Annotated in this window: 21 protein-coding genes; 12 read left to right on the forward strand and 9 right to left on the reverse strand. The window is 73.0% G+C overall.

The window, feature by feature from the left end:
• The 8 genes from rplT to UW392_RS45025 all read left to right on the forward strand — a co-directional run.
• The coding region (rplT, locus tag UW392_RS44990; protein WP_320781123.1) for a 50S ribosomal protein L20 at nt 1–361 on the forward strand (361 nt) is incomplete at its 5' end.
• Between the two features lie 109 nt (nt 362–470).
• Nucleotides 471–1,334, forward strand: coding sequence for an RNA methyltransferase (locus UW392_RS44995; protein ID WP_320781124.1), 864 nt, complete (start codon nt 471–473; stop codon nt 1,332–1,334).
• 102 nt (nt 1,335–1,436) lie between these two features.
• Complete coding sequence (locus tag UW392_RS45000; RefSeq protein WP_320781125.1) at nt 1,437–2,579, forward strand: ATP-binding protein; 1,143 nt, start codon at nt 1,437–1,439, stop codon at nt 2,577–2,579.
• Between the two features lie 175 nt (nt 2,580–2,754).
• Nucleotides 2,755–3,876 (forward strand): phenylalanine--tRNA ligase subunit alpha, encoded by a 1,122-nt coding sequence (gene pheS / locus UW392_RS45005; protein WP_320781126.1) that lies wholly within the window; start codon nt 2,755–2,757, stop codon nt 3,874–3,876.
• Nucleotides 3,876–6,383 carry a phenylalanine--tRNA ligase subunit beta gene (gene pheT, locus UW392_RS45010; RefSeq protein WP_320781127.1) on the forward strand — a complete coding sequence of 836 codons (2,508 nt, stop codon included), beginning with the start codon at nt 3,876–3,878 and terminating at the stop codon, nt 6,381–6,383. Before pheS ends, pheT begins: the two co-directional genes overlap by 1 nt.
• Nucleotides 6,384–6,981: 598 nt before the next feature.
• Entirely contained in the window at nt 6,982–8,097 is a 1,116-nt protein-coding gene (locus tag UW392_RS45015) for a PP2C family protein-serine/threonine phosphatase (RefSeq protein WP_320781128.1), read from the forward strand.
• Between the two features lie 285 nt (nt 8,098–8,382).
• The gene (locus UW392_RS45020; RefSeq protein ID WP_320781129.1) at nt 8,383–9,723 is read left to right on the forward strand and encodes a transcriptional regulator; all 1,341 of its coding nucleotides are present in this window, start codon (nt 8,383–8,385) and stop codon (nt 9,721–9,723) included.
• A gap of 96 nt (nt 9,724–9,819) precedes the next feature.
• Nucleotides 9,820–10,365, forward strand: coding sequence for an NUDIX domain-containing protein (locus tag UW392_RS45025; RefSeq protein WP_320781130.1), 546 nt, complete (start codon nt 9,820–9,822; stop codon nt 10,363–10,365).
• Nucleotides 10,366–10,385: 20 nt separating this feature from the next.
• Here the strand turns inward: UW392_RS45025 and UW392_RS45030 are convergent, their stop codons facing one another.
• Nucleotides 10,386–10,643, reverse strand: coding sequence for a hypothetical protein (locus UW392_RS45030; protein ID WP_320781131.1), 258 nt, complete (start codon nt 10,641–10,643; stop codon nt 10,386–10,388).
• Nucleotides 10,644–10,831: 188 nt separating this feature from the next.
• Complete coding sequence (locus tag UW392_RS45035; RefSeq protein WP_320781132.1) at nt 10,832–11,692, reverse strand: 3-hydroxybutyryl-CoA dehydrogenase; 861 nt, start codon at nt 11,690–11,692, stop codon at nt 10,832–10,834.
• Nucleotides 11,693–11,884: 192 nt separating this feature from the next.
• Between UW392_RS45035 and UW392_RS45040 the strand changes: the two genes are divergently transcribed.
• Nucleotides 11,885–13,129 carry a glycoside hydrolase family 10 protein gene (locus UW392_RS45040; protein ID WP_320781133.1) on the forward strand — a complete coding sequence of 415 codons (1,245 nt, stop codon included), beginning with the start codon at nt 11,885–11,887 and terminating at the stop codon, nt 13,127–13,129.
• Nucleotides 13,130–13,154: 25 nt separating this feature from the next.
• Here UW392_RS45040 and UW392_RS45045 read toward each other — a convergent pair whose 3' ends face one another.
• The gene (locus tag UW392_RS45045) at nt 13,155–13,352 is read right to left on the reverse strand and encodes a DUF1918 domain-containing protein (protein ID WP_320781134.1); all 198 of its coding nucleotides are present in this window, start codon (nt 13,350–13,352) and stop codon (nt 13,155–13,157) included.
• A gap of 85 nt (nt 13,353–13,437) precedes the next feature.
• Nucleotides 13,438–14,355 carry a DMT family transporter gene (locus tag UW392_RS45050; RefSeq protein ID WP_320781135.1) on the reverse strand — a complete coding sequence of 306 codons (918 nt, stop codon included), beginning with the start codon at nt 14,353–14,355 and terminating at the stop codon, nt 13,438–13,440.
• Here UW392_RS45050 and UW392_RS45055 point away from each other — a divergent pair.
• The gene (locus UW392_RS45055; RefSeq protein ID WP_320781136.1) at nt 14,354–15,790 is read left to right on the forward strand and encodes a PLP-dependent aminotransferase family protein; all 1,437 of its coding nucleotides are present in this window, start codon (nt 14,354–14,356) and stop codon (nt 15,788–15,790) included. The genes UW392_RS45050 and UW392_RS45055 overlap by 2 nt on opposite strands.
• A gap of 29 nt (nt 15,791–15,819) precedes the next feature.
• On the opposite strand, the gene UW392_RS45060 is transcribed toward UW392_RS45055, so the two are convergent.
• Nucleotides 15,820–16,269 carry a DUF6314 family protein gene (locus UW392_RS45060; RefSeq protein WP_320781137.1) on the reverse strand — a complete coding sequence of 150 codons (450 nt, stop codon included), beginning with the start codon at nt 16,267–16,269 and terminating at the stop codon, nt 15,820–15,822.
• 130 nt (nt 16,270–16,399) lie between these two features.
• Between UW392_RS45060 and UW392_RS45065 the strand changes: the two genes are divergently transcribed.
• Nucleotides 16,400–18,904 carry an alpha-L-arabinofuranosidase C-terminal domain-containing protein gene (locus UW392_RS45065; protein WP_320781138.1) on the forward strand — a complete coding sequence of 835 codons (2,505 nt, stop codon included), beginning with the start codon at nt 16,400–16,402 and terminating at the stop codon, nt 18,902–18,904.
• A 55-nt stretch (nt 18,905–18,959) separates the two neighbouring features.
• Here the strand turns inward: UW392_RS45065 and UW392_RS45070 are convergent, their stop codons facing one another.
• The 4 genes from UW392_RS45070 to UW392_RS45085 form a co-directional block, all read right to left on the reverse strand.
• Nucleotides 18,960–19,856: an LLM class F420-dependent oxidoreductase gene (locus tag UW392_RS45070; protein WP_320781139.1), complete on the reverse strand. Its 897-nt coding sequence runs from the start codon at nt 19,854–19,856 to the stop codon at nt 18,960–18,962.
• A gap of 95 nt (nt 19,857–19,951) precedes the next feature.
• Nucleotides 19,952–20,746, reverse strand: coding sequence for a DeoR/GlpR family DNA-binding transcription regulator (locus tag UW392_RS45075; protein WP_320781140.1), 795 nt, complete (start codon nt 20,744–20,746; stop codon nt 19,952–19,954).
• A 114-nt stretch (nt 20,747–20,860) separates the two neighbouring features.
• Nucleotides 20,861–22,219, reverse strand: coding sequence for a gluconate:H+ symporter (locus UW392_RS45080; RefSeq protein ID WP_320781141.1), 1,359 nt, complete (start codon nt 22,217–22,219; stop codon nt 20,861–20,863).
• Nucleotides 22,216–23,628, reverse strand: a complete 1,413-nt coding sequence (locus UW392_RS45085) for a homoserine dehydrogenase (protein ID WP_320781142.1) — start codon at nt 23,626–23,628, stop codon at nt 22,216–22,218. Before UW392_RS45085 ends, UW392_RS45080 begins: the two co-directional genes overlap by 4 nt.
• A gap of 253 nt (nt 23,629–23,881) precedes the next feature.
• Between UW392_RS45085 and otnK the strand changes: the two genes are divergently transcribed.
• A partial coding sequence (gene otnK / locus UW392_RS45090; protein ID WP_320781143.1) for a 3-oxo-tetronate kinase occupies nt 23,882–24,997 on the forward strand: 1,116 nt, incomplete at its 3' end.

Genomic DNA, 24,997 nt, shown 5'->3' on the forward strand with positions numbered 1-24,997 from the left:
CAACGCCCACAAGAAGCGCCGGGCGATCCTCGAGCAGGCCTCCGGCTACCGCGGTCAGCGTTCGCGCCTGTACCGCAAGGCCAAGGAGCAGGTCACCCACTCGCTGGTCTACAACTACAACGACCGCAAGAAGCGCAAGGGCGACTTCCGTCAGCTGTGGATCCAGCGCATCAACGCCGCTGCCCGCGCCAACGGCATCACGTACAACCGCTTCATCCAGGGTCTGAAGGCCGCGAACGTCGAGGTCGACCGCAAGATCCTGGCCGAGCTGGCCGTCAACGACGCCGGTGCGTTCGCCGCGCTCGTCGAGGTCGCCCAGAAGGCGCTCCCGAGCGACGTCAACGCGCCGAAGGCCGCGTGACGCCGCACTCGCTGAAGAGCCGACGTGAACGGACCCGCAGGCCGCACCGGCCTGCGGGTCCTGTTGCGTCGGTGAACCACCGACTCCGCCGAACCGCAAGGTGAACCGCATGCCACCCGCCACCCCCGAGCTGATCTCCCCCCGCTCGCCCCGCGTGTCCGCCGCGCGGCGGCTCGCCAAGCGGAACTTCCGGGGGAAGGAGCGGCTGTTCCTCGCGGAGGGGCCGCAGGCCGTGCGGGAGGCGGCCGGGCACCGGACCGGGGACGCCTCCTCCCCGCTCGTCGAGCTGTTCGCCACCGTGGAGGCCGCGGAGCGGTACGCCGACATCATCGGCGAGGCCCGCGCCGCCGGCGCCCGGGTGCACCTCGCGGACGAGGAGGTGATCGCCGACATCTCCACCACCGTGACCCCGCAGGGACTGGTCGGGGTGTGCCGGTTCCTCGACACGTCCTTCCAGGAGATCCTGCGGGCGCGCCCCCGGCTCGTCGCCGTCCTCGCCAACGTCCGGGACCCCGGCAACGCGGGCACCGTGCTGCGCTGCGCCGACGCGGCCGGAGCCGAGGCCGTGATCCTCACCGATGCCTCCGTCGACCTCTACAACCCCAAGGCCGTACGGGCCTCCGTGGGCTCCCTCTTCCACCTGCCCGTCGCCGTGGGCGTGCCCGTCGAGGAGGCCGTCGCGGGGCTGCGGGACGCCGGTGTCCGGGTCCTCGCCGCCGACGGTGCCGGAGCGCACGACCTCGACGAGGAACTGGACGCGGGCACCATGGGTACCCCCACCGCCTGGGTCTTCGGCAACGAGGCCTGGGGTCTGCCGGAGGAGACCCGGGCGCTCGCCGACGCCGTCGTCCGCGTCCCCCTGCACGGAAAGGCCGAGAGCCTGAACCTCGCGACCGCCGCCGCCGTATGTCTCTACGCGTCGGCCCGCGCCCAGCGCGGTCCCGGAGGGTGCCGCTCCGTCACCGGCGGCTAGTAGGGTGACGGGCCCGGGGACGCCACCGGGCCCTCGGCCCGGGGCGCTCTCGAACAGATCTCCGCGGCGTCGCGACGCCGGACGAGAGGTGGGGACACGGGGATGAGCGTCGGCACGGGCAGAGCGCCGGGGGCAGCGGACGTGCGCACCAGGGCCACGGCCCGGCACGGGGATCCCGCCGGGCTCGGCGTCGACCCCGACGACCTCCCGGACGGTCTCGTCGTCGCCGACGAGCACGGCCGGGTCGTCTGCTTCAACGCCGCCGCCGAGCGCATCACCGCCGTACCGGCCGCGGAAGCCCTCGGGCAGCGGCTGGAGAAGGCCCTGCCGCTGGAGGACCTGGAGGGCCGCCGCTGGTGGCAGCTGACCGATCCGTACGGCGGCCTCGCCATCCGGGCCGGACAGCCCGAGCGGAACCTGCTGCTGCCCGGCGGGCGCGAGGTGCTGGTGTCGGCGCGCTACGTGCGCACCGCGCCCACCGGCCCCGTCCGCCGCGTCGTCGTCGCCCTCCGCGACACCGAGGCCCGCCGCCGCACCGAACGCAGCCACGCCGAGCTGATCGCCACCGTCGCCCACGAACTGCGCTCGCCGCTCACCTCCGTCAAGGGCTTCACCGCCACCCTGCTCGCCAAGTGGGAACGGTTCACCGACGACCAGAAGAAGCTCATGCTGGAGACCGTCGACGCCGACGCCAACCGCGTCACCCGGCTCATCGCCGAACTGCTCGACATCTCCCGCATCGACTCGGGACGGCTGGAGGTGCGCCGCCAGCCCGTCGACATCGGCGCCGCCGTCGGCCGGCACATCCAGGCGTACGTGGCCGCCGGCCAGAGTGCCGACCGGTTCCTGCTCCGCATCGAGCAGCCGTTGCCCGCGCTGTGGGCCGACCCCGACAAGATCGACCAGGTGCTCAGCAACCTGCTGGAAAACGCCGTGCGCCACGGCGAGGGAACTGTCACGATCGACATCACGCCCTCGGTGTCCCCGCGCGAGGGGGACGACGAGAACAGCGCCACGTCGGTCACCGTGAGCGACGAGGGCCCCGGCATCCCGGAGGAGTCCATGAACCGCGTCTTCACCCGCTTCTGGCGGGGCAGCAAGCGCGGCGGCACGGGCCTCGGGCTGTACATCGTCAAGGGCATCGTCGAGGCCCACGGCGGCACCATCACGGTCGGCCGCGCCCAGGCCGGCGGCGCCGAGTTCCGATTTACCCTGCCCGTGGGCACCCCGGCGTACCTGCAGTGACGCCGGCGGGGGCCACGGGCTCCTCGCGTCCCGGCGGCGGGAGAGCCGCCCTCACCCCGTTAGACTCGTCCTTTGGCACCTTCGCGTCCGCAGTCGACCACGGCCGTCAGCGTCAGACACGCCCACGAGTCACGACGGGGACCTTCAACCAGCCAAACCGGAAGCACGGGAAGAGATGTCGGCACCCAATAAGTCGTACGACCCTGTCGAGGTCGAGGCGTTGAAACCGGAAGAGATCGAGCGCATGCGGGACGAGGCGCTCGCCGCCTTCGCCGCCGCGGGCTCCCTCGACGCGCTCCAGGAGGCGAAGGTCGCCCACACCGGCGGCACCTCGCCGCTGGCGCTCGCCAACCGCGAGATCGGCGCCCTGCCCCCGCAGGCCAAGGCCGAGGCGGGCAAGCGGGTCGGACAGGCCCGCGGCGCCGTGAACAAGGCCCTCGCGGCCCGCCAGGCCGAGCTGGAGGCGGAGCGCGACGCGCGCGTGCTGGTCGAGGAGGCCGTGGACGTCACGCTGCCGTACGACCGCGTGCCGGCCGGCGCCCGGCACCCGCTCACCACCCTCTCGGAGCGCATCGAGGACATCTTCGTGGCCATGGGCTACGAGGTCGCCGAGGGCCCCGAGGTCGAGACGGAGTGGTTCAACTTCGACGCGCTCAACATCGGCCCGGACCACCCGGCGCGCGGCGAGGCCGACACCTTCTTCGTCGAGGGTCCCGCGGGCGGCACCGAGTCCGGCGTCGTGCTGCGCACCCACACCTCGCCGGTGCAGGCCCGCTCCCTGCTCGCCCGCGAGCTGCCGGTCTACGTGATCTGCCCCGGCCGCGTGTACCGCACCGACGAGCTGGACGCCACCCACACCCCCGTCTTCCACCAGGTCGAGCTGCTCGCCGTGGACGAGGGCCTGACCATGGCCGACCTCAAGGGGACCCTGGACCACATGGTCCGGTCGTTGTTCGGCGCGGGCATGAAGACCCGGCTGCGGCCGAACTTCTTCCCCTTCACCGAGCCGTCCGCCGAGATGGACATGCTCTGCTACGTCTGCAAGGGCGCCTCCGTCGGCAACCCCGACCGGCCCTGCCGCACCTGCTCCAGCGAGGGCTGGATCGAGCTCGGCGGCTGCGGCATGGTCAACCCGCGGGTGCTCACCGCCTGCGGCGTCGACCCCGAGAAGTACAGCGGATTCGCCTTCGGGTTCGGCATCGAGCGGATGCTGATGTTCCGCCACAACGTCGAAGACATGCGAGACATGGTCGAGGGTGACGTCCGGTTCACCCGGCCGTTCGGGATGGAGATCTGATGCGGGTCCCGCTTTCTTGGCTGCGGGAGTACGTCGACCTGCCGGCCACGGAGACCGGTCGTGACGTGCAGGCCAAGCTCATCTCGGCCGGCCTGGAGGTCGAGACCGTCGAGCAGCTCGGCGCCGGCCTCAAGGGCCCGCTGGTCGTGGGCCAGGTGCTGACCATCGAGGAGCTGGAGGGCTTCAAGAAGCCGATCCGCTTCTGCACCGTCGACGTCGGCACGGCCAACAGCACCGGTGAGCCCCAGGAGATCGTCTGCGGCGCCCGCAACTTCGCCGTCGGCGACAAGGTCGTCGTCGTCCTCCCGGGCGCCGTGCTGCCCGGCGACTTCGCGATCGCCGCGCGCAAGACGTACGGCAGGGTCTCGCACGGCATGATCTGCTCCGGCGACGAGCTGGGCATGGGGGACGACGGCAGTGGCGGCATCATCGTGCTGCCGCCCGAGACCGAGGTCGGCCGCGACGCCATCGAGCTGCTCGAGCTGGTCGACGAGGTCCTCGACATCGCCGTCACGCCGGACCGCGGCTACGCCCTGTCGCTGCGCGGTGTCGCCCGTGAGGCCGCCACCGCCTACGGCCTGCCGCTGCGCGACCCGGCGCTCATCGACGTCCCGGGGCCGAACGCGTACGGCTACCCGGTGAAGATCGCCGACCCGATGGGCTGCGACCGCTTCACCGCCCGCACGGTCAGCGGCCTCGACCCCGAGGCCCGTACCCCGATCTGGCTCCAGCGCCGGCTGCAGAAGGCGGGCATGCGCCCGATCTCGCTCGCCGTCGACGTCACCAACTACGTGATGCTGGAGCTCGGCCAGCCGCTGCACGCCTACGACCGCAACCTGGTCCAGGGGGCCATCGGCGTGCGCCGCGCCGAACAGGGCGAGAAGCTCACCACGCTGGACGGCGTCACGCGCACCCTGGACGCCGAGGACCTGGTCATCACCGACGAGCGCGGTCCCATCGGCCTCGCGGGCGTGATGGGCGGCGCCAACACGGAAATCGGGGAGGGCGACGCCGCCACCACCGAGGTCGTCGTCGAGGCCGCGCACTTCAACGCGGTCTCCGTGGCCCGCACGGCCCGCCGCCACCGGTTGTCGTCGGAGGCGTCCCGCCGCTTCGAGCGCGGGGTCGACCCGCAGGCCGCGGCCGCCGCCGCGCAGCGCACCGTCGACCTGCTGGTGCTGCTCGCGGGCGGCACCGCCGACGCCGGTGTCACCGAGGTCGTCGCGCCCTCCGCGCCGCACACGATCGCCATCCCGGCGGACCACCCGGACAAGGTGGCGGGCGTGGCGTACGGCCGCGAGACCGTCGTCCGGCGGCTCCAAGAGGTCGGCTGCGACGTGTACGGGCAGGACGAACTGCTCGTCACCGTGCCGTCCTGGCGGCCCGACCTCACCGACCCGAACGACCTGGCGGAGGAGGTCATCCGCCTGGAGGGCTACGAGAACCTGCCCTCCACGCTGCCGAGGCCGCCGGCCGGCCGCGGCCTCACCCGCCGGCAGCGGCTGCACCGCCGGGTCGGCCGCGTCCTGGCCGGTGCCGGTTACGTCGAGGCGCTGAACTACCCGTTCGTCGGCGAGCAGGTCTTCGACCAGCTGGGCCTGGCGGCCGACGACCCGGCCCGCCGCGTCGTCAAGCTGGTCAACCCGCTGAGCGACGAGGAGCCCGCGCTGCGCACGTCGCTGCTGCCGGGGCTGCTCGGCGCGCTGCGCCGCAACGACGGCCGCGGTGGCCACGACCTGGCACTTTTCGAGACCGGTCTGGTCTTCTTCCCGGCCACCGGTGAGCAGCGCGTCGCCGCGCAGCTCCCCGTCGACCGGCGTCCCACCGACGAGGAGATCGCGGAGCTGGACGCGGCGCTGCCCGTGCAGCCGCGGCACGTGGCCGTCGTCCTCGCGGGCTCCCGCGAGCTGCCCGGCTGGTGGGGCAAGGGCCGGCCAAGCGACTGGGCCGACGCGGTCGAGGCCGCCCGGACCGTGGCCCGCGAGGCCGGTGCCGAGCTGATCGTCCGGAACGGGCAGTACGGGCCGTGGCACCCCGGCCGGTGCGCCGAGCTGGCGGTCGTCGTCGACGGCGCCGAGCGGGTCGTCGGCCACGCGGGCGAGCTGCACCCGCGCGTCTGCAAGACCCTGGGCCTGCCCGCGCGCACCAGCGCGATGGAGCTGGACCTGGACGCCCTGGAGCAGGTGGGCGAGGACGTCCCGCAGGCGCCGCGCATCTCCTCCTACCCGGTCGCCACCCAGGACGTCGCCCTGGTCGTCGACGGGGCGGTGCCGCACGCGGACGTCGAGGCCGCGCTGCGCGAGGGCGCCGGGGAGCTGCTGGAGTCCATCCGGCTGTTCGACGTGTACGAGAACGCGGAGCAGCTCGGCGAGGGCCGCAAGTCCCTCGCGTACGCGCTGCGCTTTCGCGCGGCCGACCGCACCCTGACCGTCGATGAGGCCTCCGCGGCCCGCGACGCGGCCGTCGCACTGGCGGCCGGGCGTACGGGGGCGGTGCTGCGGGGGTAGCTCCGCTGGTTCTCCGGTGATGTCGCGGGGGGCTGTGGGACGGGTCGGACGGCTGAGGTCGGCCGGGGTTCGTCGCGCAGTTCCCCGCGCCCCTTTTTGGTGGGGCTGTGGGGCGGTGTGGAGGGCTGAGGTGGGTCGGGGCTGGTTGCGCAGTTCCCCGCGCCCCTTTTTGGTGGGGCTGTGGGGCGGTTTGGACGGCTGAGGTTTGCTGGGGCTGGTCGCGCAGTTCCCCGCGCCCCTTATTGGGCGGACGGCTGAGGTCGGCTGGGGCTGGTCGCGCAGTTCCCCGCGCCCCTTATCGGTGGGGCTGGGGGTCGGTGTGGATGGTTGGGGGTCGTCGGGGCTGGCGCGCGGTTCCCCGTGTCCGCGCCCCTTTTCTTGGGCGCAACTCCTGCCTCCGGTGCCTCACCAGTCACTTCACTCGTTCGGGTGACAAGTCAGGGCGATTCGGTCCGATCGGGGCAAGTGGTCGGCACAATCGGACCGGCCTCACAAGGCCGTTGCGCGCTGTCAGGGGCCTACATGGGGGGCCATCGGCATGAACCGTCTCAAGGCTGGGGCTCCTCGCACTGTGCGGCCCCGGACGTACTGCTCCTACGTGCTGACCGCGTCGCGCGCCGGGACCCGGCTGCGCACCGCTCTCGAGGGGAAGGACCACCACGCCGACCGGCGGCCGGCCCGGGTGGCGCTCGCCCTCGGTCTGCCCACGGCCTGGGGCGCCACCGCGCTCACGTACAAACTCGTCTGCCCGCTGGCGCAGCAGGACGGGTTCGGGGCCCGGATCGTCACCGGCGCCGTGTTCTTCGCCGTAGGCACCGGTCTCATGCTGCACGTGCGGTGGGCGCTGCTCCGGGAGCTGCGGCAGGCCCGCAGGACCGCCGGGGCCGTGCGGAGCGCGCTGCTGCGCCCGCTGCCCGCCCGGATCGGCGGACTCGCCACCGCCGCCGTCCAGCTCTCCGCCGACCGCGCCGCCGCGGTGGGCGGGGACCTGTACGAGGTGATCGCCACCGACAAGGGCGTACGGGTGGTGATGGGCGACGTGCGCGGCCACGGGCCGGCCGCCATCGGTACCGTCGCCGCGGTGCTCGGCTGCTTCCGCGAGGCCGTGCACGACGAGGCCGAACTGGCGTGGGTGCTCCGGCGGCTCGACCGGGCCCTCGCCCGTCACCTGCGGGAGCGGGCCCGGTCGCAGTCTCCCGTCCCGGGCGCGCACCCGGAGGGCGGGCCGGCCCCCGACAGCCCGGTCGCCGAGGAGTTCGTGACCGTGCTGCTGCTGGAGATCCGCCGCGACGGCGAGGTGCTCGCCCTCAACTGCGGCCACCCCTGGCCCTATCTGCTCACCGCGGACGGCGGGGTGCGCCTCCTCTGCGACGCCGAGCCCCTGCCCCCGCTCGGCCCGTTCCCGCTGCCCGCCGAGCTGCCGGCCACCGACTGCGGTTCCCTGCTGCCCGGCGAGGCGCTGTTCCTGCACACCGACGGCGTGCAGGACGCGCGGGACGCGCACGGCCGGTTCTTCGCCCTGCCCGCCGTGCTCGCCGAGGCCGTGCGGACCCGGCCGCTCACCGCCCGCTCCGTGCTGCGTGCCGTCTTCGCCCAGCTGCTGCGGCACACCAGAGGACGCCCCGCCGACGACGTCACCCTGCTGGTGCTGGGGAACGACGGGTGCCGCGTCGGCCACCAGCCCGGCCCCGCGGTGGCCCGCCCCGTCACCTGACACGGGCTCCGGTCCGGCGGCGCCGTCCGCCCCGCCACCACGGAAGTGTCGGGCAGGCGGCCGGGCGGACGGCGCGTGAGCGGGCCGCCGCGCTGATGCGAGGGGGAGCCGGCGACCCGGCCGGCCTCTTGCGAGGCGTTCCAGTCAACCGGGCCGGAAACCCCGCGCGACAGCGCGCATTCGACCCGGATCCGGGCACTCCGTTCACACCCCGTGTGAACGGATGGGCGTCAATGACCGATTGGGTACTAATCTGACCGCACCGAGAGTCACGGGAGGGCACCCATGCAGCCCAACACTCTGCTCGACGCGATCCTCGACGAAGCAGGGATCTCCCACGCGGGACTGGCGGCCCACGTCAACCAGGCCGGACGCGCCCGCGGTCTGTCACTTCGATACGAGCACACCGCGGTGGCACGCTGGCTGAAGGGCCAGCGCCCGCGCGGCCAGGTGCCCGACCTGATCTGCGAGGTGCTCGCGGCCAGGCTGCACCGCACCGTCGCCCTGGACGACATCGGCCTCGGCGTGCCGGGCGAGCCGGCCACCGCCCACGGCTCGTCGCTGTCCGGTTTCGTCGAGCGGGCCACCGCCCTGTGGCGCTCCGACGAACAGCAGCGCCCGCACCTCCTCGACGCCCCCGCCGTGACCGGCACCCCCGCGGTGATGCCCGTGTGGGAGTGGGAGAACCCGCCGGAGGACGTGGACGTCTCGCGCGGCGGCCGGCACCAGGTCACCCCCGACGACATCGAGATGCTGCGCGCGGCCCGCGCCCACTACGAGCAGCTGTACCGCAAGGCGGGCGGTATCGCTACCCGCGCGCGCATCGTCGGCTTCCTCAACGCCGAGGCCGCCCCGTTGCTGCGCGGCGGCTACACCGACGCCGCCGGCCGCCAGCTGCACCGCGCCACCGGCGGTCTGGTCGCCGTCGCGGGCATCTGCGCGTACGACTCCGACGCCCACGGGCTCGCCCAGCGCTACTTCCACCAGGCCCTCAGGCTCGCCAAGGCCAGCGGCGACCGGGGGCTCGGCGGCTACGTGATCGCGCTACTCGTCAACCAGGCGCTGTTCATGAAGGAGTACCGGCAGGCCGTCGCCTTCGCCGAGGCCGCGCTGCGCGCCGCCGGCCGGCACATCACCCCGGCGCTCGCCTCGGACCTGTACGCGATGCAGGCCAAGGCGTACGCGCACCTGGGCGACGGCAGCAGCGCGCTGTCCTGCATCCGGCGGGCCGAGCGGGCCGCCGAGCGCATCCGGCGCGGCCACGAGCCGGCCGAGACCGGCTATGTCCAGCCCGGTCTGGTCAATGTACAGGTGGCGGAGGCACTGCTGAGCCTCGGCGACCTCGCGGCCGCGGCCGAGCACGCCGCCGCGGCGGTGGACACTCCGGCGCACGACCGGGGCCGCGTCCACCGGCTCGCCATGCTCACCCAGATCGAGCTCCGCCAGGGCAACGCCGACAAGGCGGTGGTGACCGCCGTCCGGATGACCGAGCAGGCCCGGGGGATGGAGTCCCAGCGGCTGCGCGACAGACTGCGGGCGGTGCGCGAGCATCTGGTGCGCAGCGGCTGCGCGGGCACGGCCGAGGCCGCCGAGCTCATCGACGGGGCGCTGCGCGTACCGCTGTAGCGTCGAGCGCGGCTCCGCCGTGCGATCACTGTGCTCCTGCTGACGGGGAACTCCTGCTGCGATATTGCCGCTTACCCGTCGGAAGGTGGCAGAACCGTGCAGTGGTCGAATCTGAACGAACAGACTGTGTACGCAAATCGCTGGTTCAGCGTCAACCTCGCAGATGTCGAACTGCCGGACGGCCGGCATCTCGATCACTTCCTGATACGGCTGCGTCCCGTGGCCGTGGCGACCGTGGTCAACGAGGCGAACGAGGTGCTGCTGCTGTGGCGGCACCGTTTCATCACCGACAGCTGGGGATGGGAGCTGGCCGCGGGCGTCGTCGAGGACGGCGAGGACGTCGCCGCCGCGGCGGCCCGCGAGATGGAGGAGGAGACCGGCTGGCGGCCGGGACCTCTGCGTCACCTGATGAGCGTCGAGCCCTCCAATGGGCTCACCGACGCCCGGCACCACATCTACTGGGCCGACGAGGGAGAGTACGTCGGCCACCCCGTGGACGACTTCGAGTCCGACCGCCGGGAATGGGTTCCCCTCAAACTCGTTCCCGACATGGTCGCCCGCGGTGAGGTCCCGGCCGCCAACATGGCGGCCGCGCTGCTCCTCCTGCACCACCTGAGGTTCGGACAGGACACCCTGCCCTGACGGACAGGCATCCGGCGACGTCAGTGGCCCAGCACCTGCCAGATCGCCACCACGAGCGCGCCCACGGTCGCGAGCGCCGCCACCGTGGGCAGTGGCCAGCGGGTGTGCTCGAGGGCGACGATCCGCGCGCTCAGCTCGTCGATCTCCTTGGCGTTCTGTTCGGCTCGGTGGCTGAGCAGCGTGAGCCGTCCCTCGACGTGGGCATGTCCCACGTCGAGGCGTCGGCGTAACTCCGCGAGTTCACCCTGTACCACGGGCTTCTCGAGGTCGGTGGCCACGTGCCAGCTCCTTTCTGTAGTCGGCCATCGCTGGGATGCGCACTCACAGTGAACCCGGCCGGTGGACACGTGGGGAGCGTGTGTGGAGGGCATATGTGTGCCCGGTGCGCACACGGTGTGTGAATGCCGTGGGCCCGGCACTCGACGAGTGCCGGGCCCACGCGTACCGGGGCGCTCCGCGGAGCTGGTCAGGAGTACGTGTAGAACCCCGACCCCGACTTCCGGCCGAGGCGGCCGGCGTCCACCATGCGCTGCAGCAGCGGGGGAGCCGCGTACAGCGGCTCCTTGTACTCGTCGTACATGCTCTGCGCCACCGAGGCCACGGTGTCCAGGCCGATCAGGTCGGACAGCTTCAGCGGGCCCATCGGGTGGGCGCAGCCCATCTCCATGCCGTTGTCGATGTCCTCGCGGCTGGCGATGCCCGACTCGAACATGCGGACCGCGGAGAGCAGGTACGGGATCAGCAGCGCGTTGACCACGAAGCCCGAGCGGTCCTGGGCGCGGATCGCGTGCTTGCCCAGCACCTTCTCGGTGAACAGCTGCGCCCGGCCGAGCGTGCCCTCGGAGGTGGTGAGCGCCGGGATCAGCTCGACCAGCTGCTGCACGGGCGCCGGGTTGAAGAAGTGGATGCCGATGACGGAGTCCGGCCGCGAGGTGGCGACGGCCAGCCTGACCAGCGGGATGGAGGAGGTGTTGGAGGCGAGGATCGCGTCCGGGCGGGTCACCACCTGGTCGAGCACCTGGAAGATCTCGGTCTTCACCTGCTCGTTCTCGACCACGGCCTCGATCACCAGGTCCCGGTCGGCGAACTCGCCGAGGTCGGTGGTGAAGCTCAGCCGGGCCTGGGCGGCGTCCCGCTCCTCCTCGGTGATCTTGCCGCGCTCGGCCGCCTTGGTGAGGGAGTTGAGCAGCCGGGTCCGGCCGATCTCCAGGGCCTCGCCGGTGGTCTCGGCGACCTTCACGTCCAGACCGGCCCGGGCGCACACCTCGGCGATGCCCGCTCCCATCTGGCCGCAGCCGACCACTCCGACGCGTTCGATGTCGGTCACATCGTCCCTTTCACTGGTCTTCGGGCTGTCAGGCTGTCGCAGGATTCTTCCGTGGTCCGGGCCTGCGCCGAACCTGCACGTTACCCGCGGTGGGCGCTGAGCGGTTTCCGGGGTCGCGCATGGCAGGCTGGCCACCGACACGGCCCGCGACCGGGCGGGCACCAAGCGTTGCGGAGGTGCGGGATGAGGCGGATGTCGCGACGGCTGTTCGCCGCCACGGTGCTCGGCGGACTCGTGACGGCGGGCGACGCGGCCGCCTGGACGGCGTCCGCGCGGAGCGGGGCGGCCGGGCCCGGGTACCGGGCGGAGGAGGGGGAGATGCGGGGAATGTGGGTGGCGACCGTCACCAACCGCGACTGGCCCTCCCGCGCGGGCCTGTCCGCGGACCGCCAGCGGGCGGAGCTCCTCGCCCTGCTCGACGTGGCCGTGGAGCGCCGGCTCAACGCGGTGATGTTCCAGGTGCGTCCCGCGGCCGACGCGTTCTGGCCGTCACCGTACGAGCCCTGGTCGCAGTACCTGACCGGCACCCAGGGCCAGGACCCCGGCTGGGACCCGCTGGGCACGGCGGTCGCCGAGGCGCACGCGCGCGGACTGGAGCTGCACGCCTGGTTCAACCCGTACCGGGTCGCGACCCACACCGATCCGGCGAAGCTGGCGGCCACCCACCCCGCCCGCCGGAACCCCGGCTGGACGGTGCCGTACGGCGGGAAGCTGTACTACAACCCCGGACTGCCCGAGGTCCGCGCCTTCGTGCAGAAGGCGATGCTCGACGCGGTGCGCCGCTACCCCGTCGACGCCGTGCACTTCGACGACTACTTCTACCCGTACCCGGTCGCGGGCCAGGCCTTCGGTGACGACGCGGCGTTCCGGGCGTACGGCGGGGACTTCCCGAGCCGGGCCGCCTGGCGGCGCGGCAACATCGACGCCCTGGTGCGGGAGACGGCGGACGGGATCAGGGGCGTCCGGCCCGGCACCCAGTTCGGGATCAGCCCCTTCGGGGTGTGGCGCAACGCCTCGACCGACCCGCTCGGCTCGGACACGCGCGCGGGCGTGCAGACCTACGACGACCTGCACGCGGACACCCGGAAATGGGTCCGTGAGAACTGGATCGACTACATCTGCCCGCAGCTGTACTGGAACATCGGCCACGAGGCCGCCGACTACGCCGAGCTGCTGCCCTGGTGGGCCCGGGTCGCCGAGGGCAGCGGGACCCGGCTGTACGTGGGCGAGGCGCTGTACAAGGCGGGTGACCCGGCGCAGCCGGCCGCCTGGCAGGACCCGGCGGAGCTCTCCCGGCACCTGACCCTGGCCCGCGACCACCCGCAGGCGCGCGGCCACGTGTTCTTCGCGGCGAAGGAGGTCGCGGGCGACCGCGTCGGCGCGATGTCGCGGGTGGTCGCCGACCACTACCAGGAGTCGGCGAACCCGCCCGGGTGACGTACCGGGGCCCCGGCGCGGTGGGTCACAGGGTCGGCTCCTGCCGGCGCCGGACGACCGTGTCGGGGCCCGGCGACATCAGGGTCTCGTGACCGTCCTCGAAGCGGACTCGGTACGGTGGGCCGCCGTCAGGACCCAGCACCTCGACGACCTCCGCCGTCCTGTCGTTCTGTCCGACGATCCGGCCGTGCACGAGCAGGATGTCACCTACGGTTGCGCGCATCGGGAGGGCCTCCTCGTAGTCAACGGGGGTGGCGGTCCGTGGCTGCCAGTCTAGGGCGGACGGCCGTACCGGGAACCCGTGGCGGTCAGCTCCGCGCCCGTTGGGTGACCGCGATGCAGACCAGTACGGCGGCGGCTGTCAGGGGCGCGGCCACGGTGAGCCGCTCACCGAGGAGCAGCACCGACCACACCAGTGTGAGCAGGGGCTGGGCCAGCTGCAACTGGCTGGCCCGGGGGATGCCGATCGCGGCCATGCCCCGGTACCAGACCACCAGCCCGAGGAACTGGGAGCCCACGGCGACCCACAGCAGCCCGGTCACGCTGTGCGCGGTGAGATGGACGGGTTCGTACGCCAGTGCCACCAGCGCGCCCGGCAGTGTGAGCGGCAGGCACAGCACGAGCGCCCAGCCGATCACCTGCCAGCCGGGCATGACCCGGGCCAGCCGGCCGCCCTCCGTGTAGCCCGCCGCGCACACCACGAGGGCGCCGAAGAGGTACAGGTCCGCCGTCGAGAGGGTGCCGCCGCTCTGCCCCACGGTGAACGCGGCCACGGCGCCCGCGCCCACCAGGGCCGCCGCCCAGAAGGTGCGCGAGGGGCGGGTGCCGATGCGCAGGGCCGAGAAGAGCGCGGTGGTCAGCGGGAGCAGGCCCACGACCACGGCGGCGTGCGCGGTGGTGGACGTCTGCAGCGCGAGGGTGGTGAGCAGCGGGAAGCCGAGGACCACCCCGGCGCCGACGACGGCGAGGCCGGCCCAGTGGCGGCGGTCGGGGAGCGGCACCTTCAGCAGGAGCAGGCAGCCGCCCGCGATGACGGCCGCGAGGACGCTGCGCACCGCGACGAGCGACCAGGGCCCGAACCCCTCCAGGCCCCAGGCGGTGGCGGGGAAGGTGAGGGAGAAGGCGAGGACGCCGAGGGCGGCCTGGAGGGTGCCGAGACCGGCGGGCTGGCGGTCGGTGGGGACCGTTATCGTCGGTGCCGCGGTAGCGCTACTCTGTGCTCTCATGTATGAGCGTAGCAGTGGGGAGGAGCTGGCGGACCGCCTGCGGAGCGAGCTGAACCGCTACTCACCCGGTGAGAAGCTGCCGTCGAGCCGGGCCCTGGTGGAGCGGTTCCGGGTGAGTCCGGTGACCGTCTCGCGGGCGCTGGCGCGGCTGGCCGCCGACGGGCTGGTGGTCACCCGGCCCGGCGCCGGCGCGTTCCGGGCACGGCCCCGCGCGGCCGCCGCGGCCGCCGGGGACACCTCCTGGCAGGAGGTCGCGCTCAGCGCGGATGGCACCGCCGATCTCGTGCCCCGCTCGGTCGACGCCTCCGGTGTGGTGGACTCGCTGGCCGCTCCGCCGTCCGGTGTGATCGAGTTCAACGGCGGCTACCTGCACCCCTCGCTGCAGCCCGAGCGGGCGATGGCGGCGGCGCTGTCGCGGGCCGGGCGCCGCCCCGGCGCCTGGGGGCGCCCGCCGGTGGAGGGGTTGCCGGAGCTGCGGGAGTGGTTCGCGCGCGAGATCGGGGGCGCCGTCACCGCCGCCGAGGTGCTCGTCACGGCCGGCGGCCAGTCCGCGCTGACCACCGCCCTGCGCGCGCTCGCCCCGCCCGGCGCCCCCGTCCTCGTGGAGTCGCCCACCTACCCGGGCATGCTGGCGATCGCCAGGGCCGCGGGGCTGCGGCCCGTCCCGGTGCCCGTGGACGCGGACGGGGTACGGCCCGCCCTGCTCGCCGACGCCTTCCGGGCGAGCGGCGCGCGGGTCTTCGTCTGCCAGCCGCTGTTCCAGAACCCGACGGGCGCGGTGCTCTCCACCGAACGGCGCGGCGAGGTGCTGCGCATCGCGCGCGAGGCGGGGGCCTTCGTGGTCGAGGACGACTTCGTGCGGCGGCTGACGCACGAGGACGCGGGGCCGCTGCCGCGCCCGCTGGCGGCCGAGGACCCCGACGGGGTGGTCGTCCACGTCAGCTCGCTCACCAAGGCGACCTCGCCCAGCTTCCGGGTGGGGGCGCTCACGGCCCGGGGGCCGGTGCTGGAGCGGCTGCGCGCCATCCAGGTCGTCGACACGTTCTTCGTGCCGCGCCCGCTGCAGGAGGCGGCGCTCGAACTCGTCGGGGCGCCGGCGTGGTCGCGTCACCTCCGGTCGACCGCGGGGGAGCTGCGGGTGCGGCGGGACGCGATGGCGGCCGCGCTGCGGCGGGAACTCCCCGAGTACGCCCTGCCGCACGTCCCGCGCGGCGGCTACCACCTGTGGCTCCGGTTGCCCGACGGTCTCGCGGGGGAGTCCGCGCTCGTGGCGGGCGCCCTGCGCGCGGGGGTGGCGATCATGTCCGGCCGCCCGTACTTCAGCGCCGAGCCCCCGGCCGTCCACGTCCGGCTGAGCTATGCGGCGGTCGCGGGGGCGGGGGAGATCGCGGAAGGGGTGCGCAGGCTGCGTACGGCGGCGGGCGAAGCGGTGTGACGCCGCGCGGGCCGCCGTACGCGACCAGGTCAGGCTGGGTCCGCCCGGGTGTGGTCCGTCGTCAGGACCAGGTCCTTGGCCGGGCCGCGCACCCGCCAGACCGTACGCCAGCGGTCCGCGTCGTACACCGTGAACTCGCCCCGGTAGAGGTCGGCCGAGCACGGGTGGTCGGTGATCCAGTGGCCGGCGGTGAGGTCGAGGTCGTGGAAGGGGCGGCCGTCCGCGAACCGCACGTCGGCGGTGCCGGGAGCGTCGCCGGGGAGGTAACGCAGGGTGCGCTCCGCGGGCCGCGCGACGCCCTGCCAGACGAAGGTGCCGGACTCCCGGTGCAGCAGTCCGCCGCCGTCGAGTGCCTCGAAGGCGGTCGCCCCCGTGAACTCCCCCTCGTCGCCCGACGCCAGGTCCCGCACCGACCGCCGCACCCGCCAGTTCCCGGCGAGGTACGCCAGTACGTCCGGTACCGGCCAGAACTCACCCATCCGTACTCCTGCCCGTCACATCCGTTGCCGCGCGACCCATTGACGCCCCTCGGCCCCCTCCCTATCTTGCCGTTCGAAGTGCTGACAGATGTTCGAAATGTCGAATGATTCACCGAGTCGCGGAGTATCCATGTCACGCACCCGCACCCGGTCCCGCACCTCACGGAGACCGGTCGTCGCCGCGTCCGCCCTGCTGATGGCGTCGGCGGTCGTCCCGGGCCCCGCCCACGCCGAGGACGGCACCGGCGTCACCGACTACTCGATCACCGTCGACCCGCGCGCCGAGGGCCCCGAGATCGACGACGCGATGTACGGCGTCTTCTACGAGGACATCAACCGGGCGGCCGACGGCGGTCTGTACGCCGAGCTCGTGCAGAACCGTTCCTTCGAGTACTCCACCGCCGACCACCGCTCGTACACCCCGCTCACCTCGTGGTCCGTCACCGGCACCGCGCAGACGGCGGACGACGACGGCCGCTTGAACGAGCGGAACCGCACCTACCTGTCCCTGGGCGCCGGCTCGTCCGTCACCAACTCCGGGTACAACACGGGCATCAGCGTCGAGCGCGGCAAGAAGTACGACTTCTCGGTCTGGGCCCGTACCGACGGACGGGCGAGCCTGACCGTCTCCCTCACCGACTCCGAGGGCGCGCTCGCAGGAGCCCGCAAGGTCACGGCGCGCGGCGGCTGGGCGAAGTACGAGGCCACGTTCACCGCGCACCGCACCAGCACCACGGGCCGGCTCGCCGTCGCCACCGACCGCGCGGCCGCCCTCGACATGGTCTCCCTCTTCCCGCGCGACACCTTCAAGGGCCGCGAGAACGGGCTGCGCAAGGACCTCGCCGAGAAGATCGCCGCGCTGGACCCCGGTTTCGTCCGCTTCCCCGGCGGCTGCCTGGTCAACACCGGCTCCATGGAGGACTACAGCGAGGACTCCGGCTGGCAGCGACAGCGCAGCTACCAGTGGAAGGACACGATCGGCCCGGTCGAGCAGCGCGCCACCAACGCCAACTTCTGGGGCTACAACCAGAGCTACGGGCTCGGCTACTACGAGTACTTCCAGTTCTCCGAGGACATCGGCGCCATGCCGCTGCCCGTCGTCCCCGCCCTCGTCACCGGCTGCGGCCAGAACCGGGCCACCGACGACGAGGAGCTGCTCCAGCGCCACATCCAGGACACCCTCGACCTGATCGAGTTCGCAGGCGGCCCGGTGACCAGCGAGTGGGGCCGCGAGCGCGCGCGGATGGGCCATCCGAAACCCTTCCGCCTCACCCACCTCGCGGTCGGCAACGAGGAGAACCTCCCCGTCGAGTTCATCGCCCGCTTCGAGAGGTTCCGCGCCGCGATCGAGGCCGAGTACCCGGAGATCACCGTCATCTCCAACTCCGGCCCCGACGACGCGGGCACGACCTTCGACACGGCCTGGCGGCTCAACCGCGAGGCGGGCGTCGACATGGTCGACGAGCACTACTACAACAGCCCGCAGTGGTTCCTGCAGAACAACGACCGCTACGACTCCTACGACCGCGAGGGCCCCGAGGTCTTCCTCGGCGAGTACGCCTCCCAGGGCAACGCCTGGCGCAACGCCCTCGCCGAGGCCGCCTTCATGACCGGCCTGGAGCGCAACGCGGACATCGTGAAGCTCGCCAGCTACGCCCCGCTGCTCGCCAACGAGGACTACGTGCAGTGGTCGCCCGACATGATCTGGTTCAACAACCACGCCTCGTGGGGCTCCGCCAACTACGAGACGCAGAAGCTGTTCATGACCAACGTCGGCGACCGCGTCGTCCCGTCCACCGCGACGTCCACGCCCTCGGTGAGCGGTCCCATCTCGGGCGCCGTCGGCCTGTCGACGTGGGCGACCACGGCCGCGTACGACGACGTGACGGTCACGGGCGAGAACGGTGAGACGCTGCTGAGCGAGGACTTCGGCGCCGGTGCCGCGCGGTGGACCCACACGGGCGGCGGCAGCTGGACCGTCCAGGACGGTCAGTACGTACAGACCGACGAGGCCGCCGAGAACACCATGGTCTCCGCCGGTGACACCTCCTGGCAGAACTACGACCTCAGCGTGAAGGCCACCAAGAAGGCCGGCAAGGAGGGCTTCCTGATCGCCTTCGGCGTCAAGGACACCGGCAACTACTACTGGTGGAACCTGGGCGGCTGGAACAACTCCTCGTCGGCGGTGGAGCAGGCCGTGGACGGCGGGAAGTCGACGCTGCTCTCCAAGCCGCACACGATCGAGACGGGCCGCGCCTACGACATCGACGTCAAGGTGCGGGGCCGCCAGGTGACCCTCTACCTCGACGGCCAGGAGTGGGGCAGCTTCACCGACGACAAGCCTGCCGAGCCGTTCCGCCAGGTGGTCACCGAGGACGAGAGGACCGGCGACCTGATCGTGAAGGTCGTCAACGCGCAGTCGGCGGCGGCCCGTACGGCGATCGACCTGGGCGGCGTGAGGGTCGCCTCCAAGAAGGCGCGGGTGACCACTCTGGCTGCCGCTCCGGACGCCGTGAACACGGAGACGGAGACACCGGTGAAGCCCGAGAAGTCGGTGTTCGCAGGCGTGGCCGACCGGTTCTCGTACACCTTCCCGGCGAACTCGATCACCTTCCTGCGGATCGCGCGGAGGTAGCGGGCAGGGCGGGGACACGGCCACCGGTGCGTCGCGCCGGTGGCCGTGCCGCGATTCAGCCGAGCAGCCGGGCCAGACGCCGGTACGCCTCGCGCGGGATGCTGCCCTGCGGGTCGTCGTCGACCACCTGGAGGGCCACGTGGTCGGCGCCTGCGGCGTGGAAGGCCTCGGCGTAGGCACGGACGCGGTCCTCGTCGCCCCAGGCGAACACCGCGTCGATCAGCTTGTCGCTGCCGCCGCCCGCGATGTCGTCCTCGGTGAAGCCGAGCCGCAGGAAGTTGTCGGTGTAGTTCGGCAGCTGCAGGTAGAAGGAGAGGTAAGCGCGGGCCGTGGCGCGGGCGCGCTCCGGGTCGGTGTCCAGGACGACCTTGAGCTCCGGTGCCAGCAGCGGGCCGTCGCCCAGGATGTCGCGGGCCTGCGCCGTGTGCTCGGGCGTGACCAGGTACGGGTGCGAACCGGCGGCCCGGTCGTGGGACAGCTTCAGCATCTTCGGCCCGAGCGCGGCCAGCACCCGGCGTCCGGCCGGCACGTCCGCCGCGTCCAGCGCGTCCAGGTAGCCGACCATGGCGGAGTAGGGGCGGTGGTACCGCTCGGTGGCCTTGGCGTGGCTCACGCCGAGGCCCAGCAGGAAGCGGCCCGGGTGGGCGGACTCCACGGCGGCGAAGTCCCGCGCGGTGTCCGCCGCCTCGTGGTCCCAGATGCTCAGGATGCCGGTGGCCACGGTGAGCCGCGTGGTGGCGTCGAGGAGCGGCACCGCGTGCGTCACGCCGGGGCTGCCGCCCAGCCAGACGGCGCCGTACCCGAGCTCCTCGATCTCGGCGGCGGCCTCCGCGATCTCGGTGCGCCGCGCCGGGTCCTCCGACCGCAGGCCGAGGCTCCACAGGCCGTACCGTCCGACCGCCTCCTTCACCGGTGCGCCGTGCCCCGCCGTGCTGGTCGTTACCTCGTCCATCGGATCCGTCCCTCCGTCGTCGTCGGCGCCGCCGTAGCGGCTGAACACGGCGGTACAACGAACGGGACGGCCCGATCGGTCCCCGGCCGGACGGGTCAGGCCCGCGCCAGCACCAGCGAAGAGCCGCCGGCCCGGATTCCCTCGGCCGCCGCGTCGGTCAGGTCGGCGTCGGTGACGACGGTGTCGAAGGCGGTGAGCGGCGCCACGCGGTAGCGCCCGAAGGTGCCGTACTTCGCGGAGCCCGCCACCAGCACGGAGTTGGCTGCCGAGGCCATGGCGGCCTGCTTGACCTCCACCTTGGACTCGGAGGGTGTGGTGGTGCCGCGCAGCAGGTCCCAGGAGCTGGTGCTGATGAAGGCGATGTCCAGGACGAGTTCGCGCAGCGTCCGGGCGGCGAGGCGGCCGACGCTGGAGCGGTTGGCGACGTCGACCCGGCCGCCGACGTGCACCAGGTCCAGGTGGCCGGCGGGCATCAACTGGCCGATCGTGGTGAAGTCGTTGGTGACCACGGTCAGGTCCCGCAGCCGGGTGAGGGCCGGCACCATCGCGAGCAGGGTGGTTCCCGCGTCCAGGTAGACCGTCATCCCGTCGTGCACGAGCCGGGCCGCCTCGGCCGCCATGGCGCGCTTCTGCGGCTGTCCGGTCTGCGACTTGTCCAGGAAGCCGGGCTCGGTGTGGATCGTGCTGGCGATGCGGACGCCGCCGGGGACCGAGAAGACCAGGCCCTTGCGTTCGAGTTCGGCGATGTCGCGGCGCACCGTCATGTGGGAGACCCCCAGCAGCCGGGTGATCTGCTGCACGCTGAGCACCCCGTCCCGCCGCAGGTGCTTGAGCAGCTGTTCGCGGCGCTGGTCCGGGATGAGCGGGGGGTGCTCGCCTTCGGCGGTCATGTCCGTCGGTCTCCTTTCGGGCTGAGCGACCTGGGCGCCCCGATGACGTTAACCGATGATCACGCCGGTGACGGTCCGGAGGGGACCGTCACCGGCGAGATCGGCGTGGCCGGGTCAGCCGTGGACGAAGGTGCTGAGCAGCAGCACACCGCCCAGGCTGAGCAGCGACTGCGCCGACAGCATCAGGGTCCAGGTGCGGAAGGTCTGCGACACCGAGAGCTGGAAGTACTCCTTGAACAGCCAGAACCCGGAGTCGTTGACGTGGGACAGCATGACCGCACCCGAGGCGGTGGCCAGCACCATCAGCTCCGGCGAGGTGCCGGGGGAGGCGGCAAGGAGCGGGGCCACGATGGCGGTCGCCGCGGCGGTCGCGACGGTCGCCGAGCCGAGGCAGATGCGCAGCAGCGCGGCCACCAGCCAGCCGAGCACCAGCGGGGGTACGGCCCAGTCCACCGCGTAGTCCGAGATGAGCTGGTCGATCCCGGTCTCCGTGAGCATGGCCTTGAAGCCGCCGCCGGCACCCAGGATGAGGATGATCGCGCCGACCGGGCCGAGGCCCTTGGCCGCCAGTTTCTGCACCTGGCCGAGGCTGAAGCCGGATCGCACGCCGAGCGCGAAGAAGGCGAAGAGGACGGCCGCCAGCAGGGACAGCACCGCCGAGTTGCAGGCGTCGAAGAACGCGTACGGCAGGGTGCCCTCGGCCGTGTAGGCGGTGCCGACGGTGCCGATGAGCATCAGCCCCGGCGGCAGCAGCACGGTGATCATCGCCAGCGTGAAGGAGGCCGGCCTGCCCTTGCGCTCGGGCTCGACCGCGGCGGCCTGCACGGGACCGCGGTCCAGGTCGGGCGCGGGACCGAACCAGCGGCTGATCAGCCTGGTCAGCACGGGACCGGTGAGCACGGCCATCGGGATGCCGATGATCAGGCCGTACATGATGGTCAGGCCGGTGTTCGCGCCGAAGGCGGAGACCGCCAGGGTGGGCGCGGGGTGCGGGGGCAGCAGGCCGTGCGAGACGTAGAGGCCGGCGGCCATCGGCAGCCCCACCCACAGCAGGTGGGTGCCCTTGCGCTTGGCGACGGTGTACACCAGCGGCACCAGCATCACGAAGCTGACGTCGAACAGGTGCGGCATGCCGATGAGGAGCGCCGCGGCCGTGATGGCGGCCGGGATCCACTTCACCGGCCGCGCGCCGAGGAACACGGTGGCGATGCGGTCGGCGGCGCCGGAGCCGAGCAGGATGCCGCCCAGCAGGGTGCCGAGGCCGATGGTCGGGCCGGTGCTGGCCAGGGCGGAGCCGAAGCCGTCCTGGAACGCCCCGACGGCGGCGGCCGGGGCGATGCCCGCGGCGACGCCGAGGCCGAGGGCGGAGAGGCCGAGCGCCAGGAACGGGTGCAGCTTGGCCTTGGTGATCAGCAGCACGAGGACGACGACGGCCGCCACCCCGAGCAGGAGGTGCTGGAGGTCGGTACTCACGAGGCGACGTTCTCTTCCGCGGTGTCGGGGCAGGGGCGGGCCGCGCGCCCGGCGCGCCAGGCGCGCAGCAGGCCGGCGTCGGGGTCGGCCAGGTCGCTCACCCGGATCAGCTCACCGGCGGCGACCGCCCTGCCGAGCGTGGCGTGGGCGGCGAGGTACAGCGGGGCGACGTCGTCGGGGGCCTCCTCGCCGCGCAGCAGCACGGCCTGGACGCCGGTGACGTCGTGGTGGTGGCCGCCCATGTCGAGCTTCGTCCCGGCGGGCAGCTCCTCGCGGACGCGTCCGGCGAGCACCGCGTGCAGGCGCGGGTCGGTGCCGCCCGAGGGGCGGTGGTGCAGCACGGCGGAGAGCAGGCTGACCGGCGTCTCGACGCCCATCAGGTGGTACGGCAGGTAGACGGCGGCGTACTTGCCGTCCTTGCTGACCACGTGGCCCTTCTGGCGCAGGGTCTCCCAGGTGACCGGGTCGTCGGTGCGGACGACGACGAAGACACCGCCGGCGAAGGAGGCCTCGCCGGGCAGCCGCAGGGCGCTGAAGACGTCCACCGCGCCGGCGCGGTGCAGGACGCCGCCGTCCTCGCGGAGCCGGTAGACGTCGGCGAGCTCGTCGATCCGGGCCACCGGGTAGTGCAGCAGCTCGGTGTCCGGGCGGAAGCCGGTGCTGGTGGCGACGACGGCCATCTCGCAGTAGTCGGCGGTGGCGCCGGTGGGCAGCGCGGCCACGGCGGCGGCACGGGCGTCCAGGGTGGCGCGCACGTCGTCACCGAGCTCCAGCAGTCCGGCGAGCTCCGGCGCGGGCACCGTGGTGTCGAGCTGGGTGACGGTGCCGGCCTCCGGGTCGAGCACGAGGTCGTACTCGGTGGACTTGCCGATCGCCACGATGTCCAGGCCGAGCAGCTCGGCCCAGGTGACCAGGCCGATCAGGTTGGCGGGCTGGTCACCGTCGGCGGTGGTGTAGACGAGGCCGCGCTCCTCGGCGAGGGAGGCGAGGTACAGGCCGGTGACGGAGTCGACCTCCTTGCTGACCATGGCCACGTGACGGCCGTCGGTCAGGGCCTGCTCGGCCATGGTGAAGCCGTCGGCGGGGCTGCCGGTCGCCTCCACCAGGATGTCCCAGGGGGCGGCGGTGAGCAGCGCGGCGTCGGCGACCAGGGCGATCCGGCCGGCTGCGACGGTGCCGGCGACGGCCGCCGCGTCGTGGCAGTCGACGAGCTCCTCGTCCGCGTGTCCCAGCTCCCCCAGCATGGTGCGCAGGCGCGGCAGGTCACGGTCGCAGAGCACGGCCGGGACGAGCCCGGGGAGCCGGCGCGTCTGGGCCAGGAGGGTCCGCGCGAATCCACCTCCGGCGCCGGTCAGTGCGTAGCGCACCGTCCGGTCGCCGGTGTCGGCGAACAGGTGGTGGAAATTCATGGGCCCTCCTCGATGAGCGCGCACGTTCTGTGTGCTGGGGCTTCTCGCGCGGTCGGCAGGGCGACGTGACGGTGGGTCTGCGCGGACAGAAGCAGCGGATTAACAACATGTATCACCAGATCCCACCTGCGTAAAGTCTGTTAACATACTTTCACAGATCATCACGGGTGGCCGGGAGGCCGCGCCGGATCCCCACCACACGACGCACGCACCACGCATGCGCCACGCACGCACCACGTACGCAGGAGGCTTGATGCCGACCCTCGGGGCCATCGCAGACGACTTCACCGGCGCGACCGACCTGGCCACGATGCTGGTCGCGCGGGGATACCGGACCGTGGTCGCGGTCGGCCCGGACGCGGTGACGTCCCCCGCTGGCGACCACGCCGGGGGCGAGCCCGATCCGCTGGCCGGCGCGGACGCCGTCGTGGTGGCCCTGAAGACCCGCACCACCCCCGTGGACGAGGCGGTCGACGTCTCCCTGCGGGCGCTGCACGCCCTGCGTGCCCTCGGCTGCGAGCGCTTCTACTTCAAGTACTGCTCCACCTTCGACTCCACGCCCCGGGGCAACATCGGGCCGGTGACCGACGCCCTCCTGGAGGCGCTCGGCGCCCGCCGCACGGTAGTGGTCCCGTCGTTCCCCGCGACCGGCCGCACCGTGTACCGGGGCCGGCTCTTCGTCCACGACGACCTGCTGGACGAGAGCCCCATGCGCCACCACCCCCTCACCCCGATGCTCGACTCCCGCGTCCGGGAGCTGCTCGAACCCCAGACCGCGCACCCGGTCTCCCGCATCGGCCTCGACACCGTCCGGGCCGGCGCGGACCGCGTGCGCGAGGCACTGGACGCCCCCGAGCGCGCCGAGGCGCTCACCGTCGTGGACGCCGTGGACGACGAGGACCTGCGCACCATCGCCGCCGCCACCGAGGACCTCCCCCTGGTCACCGGCGCCGCCGGACTCGCGGTCGGGCTGACCGGCCCGCACACCACCGAGGCCCGCGCCCGGCCCGCCTCCCGCCCCGGCGACCCCGGCGTGGTCCTCGCGGGCAGCGCCTCCGCCGCCACCCGCGCCCAGGTCGCCCACGGCCTGGCCCATCTGCCGCACCGGCGCCTCGAACTGCCCCGGCTGCGCGAGGACTTCGACGCCACCGTGGCCGACCTGACCGCGTTCGTCCGCGAGCAGTGGGCCGAGGACCCCACCCGGCCACCCCTGCTCTACGCCGTCGCCACCCTCGACGACGTCGAGACCACCACGCCCGCCGGCGCCGAACCGGCCGCCACCCTCGTCGAACGCGCCCTGGCCGCCTGCGCCGCGGCCCTCGTCGAGGCCGGCGCGCGCCGGCTCCTCGTCGCCGGCGGCGAGACCTCG

Source organism: Streptomyces sp. CRN 30 (assembly GCF_034105845.1).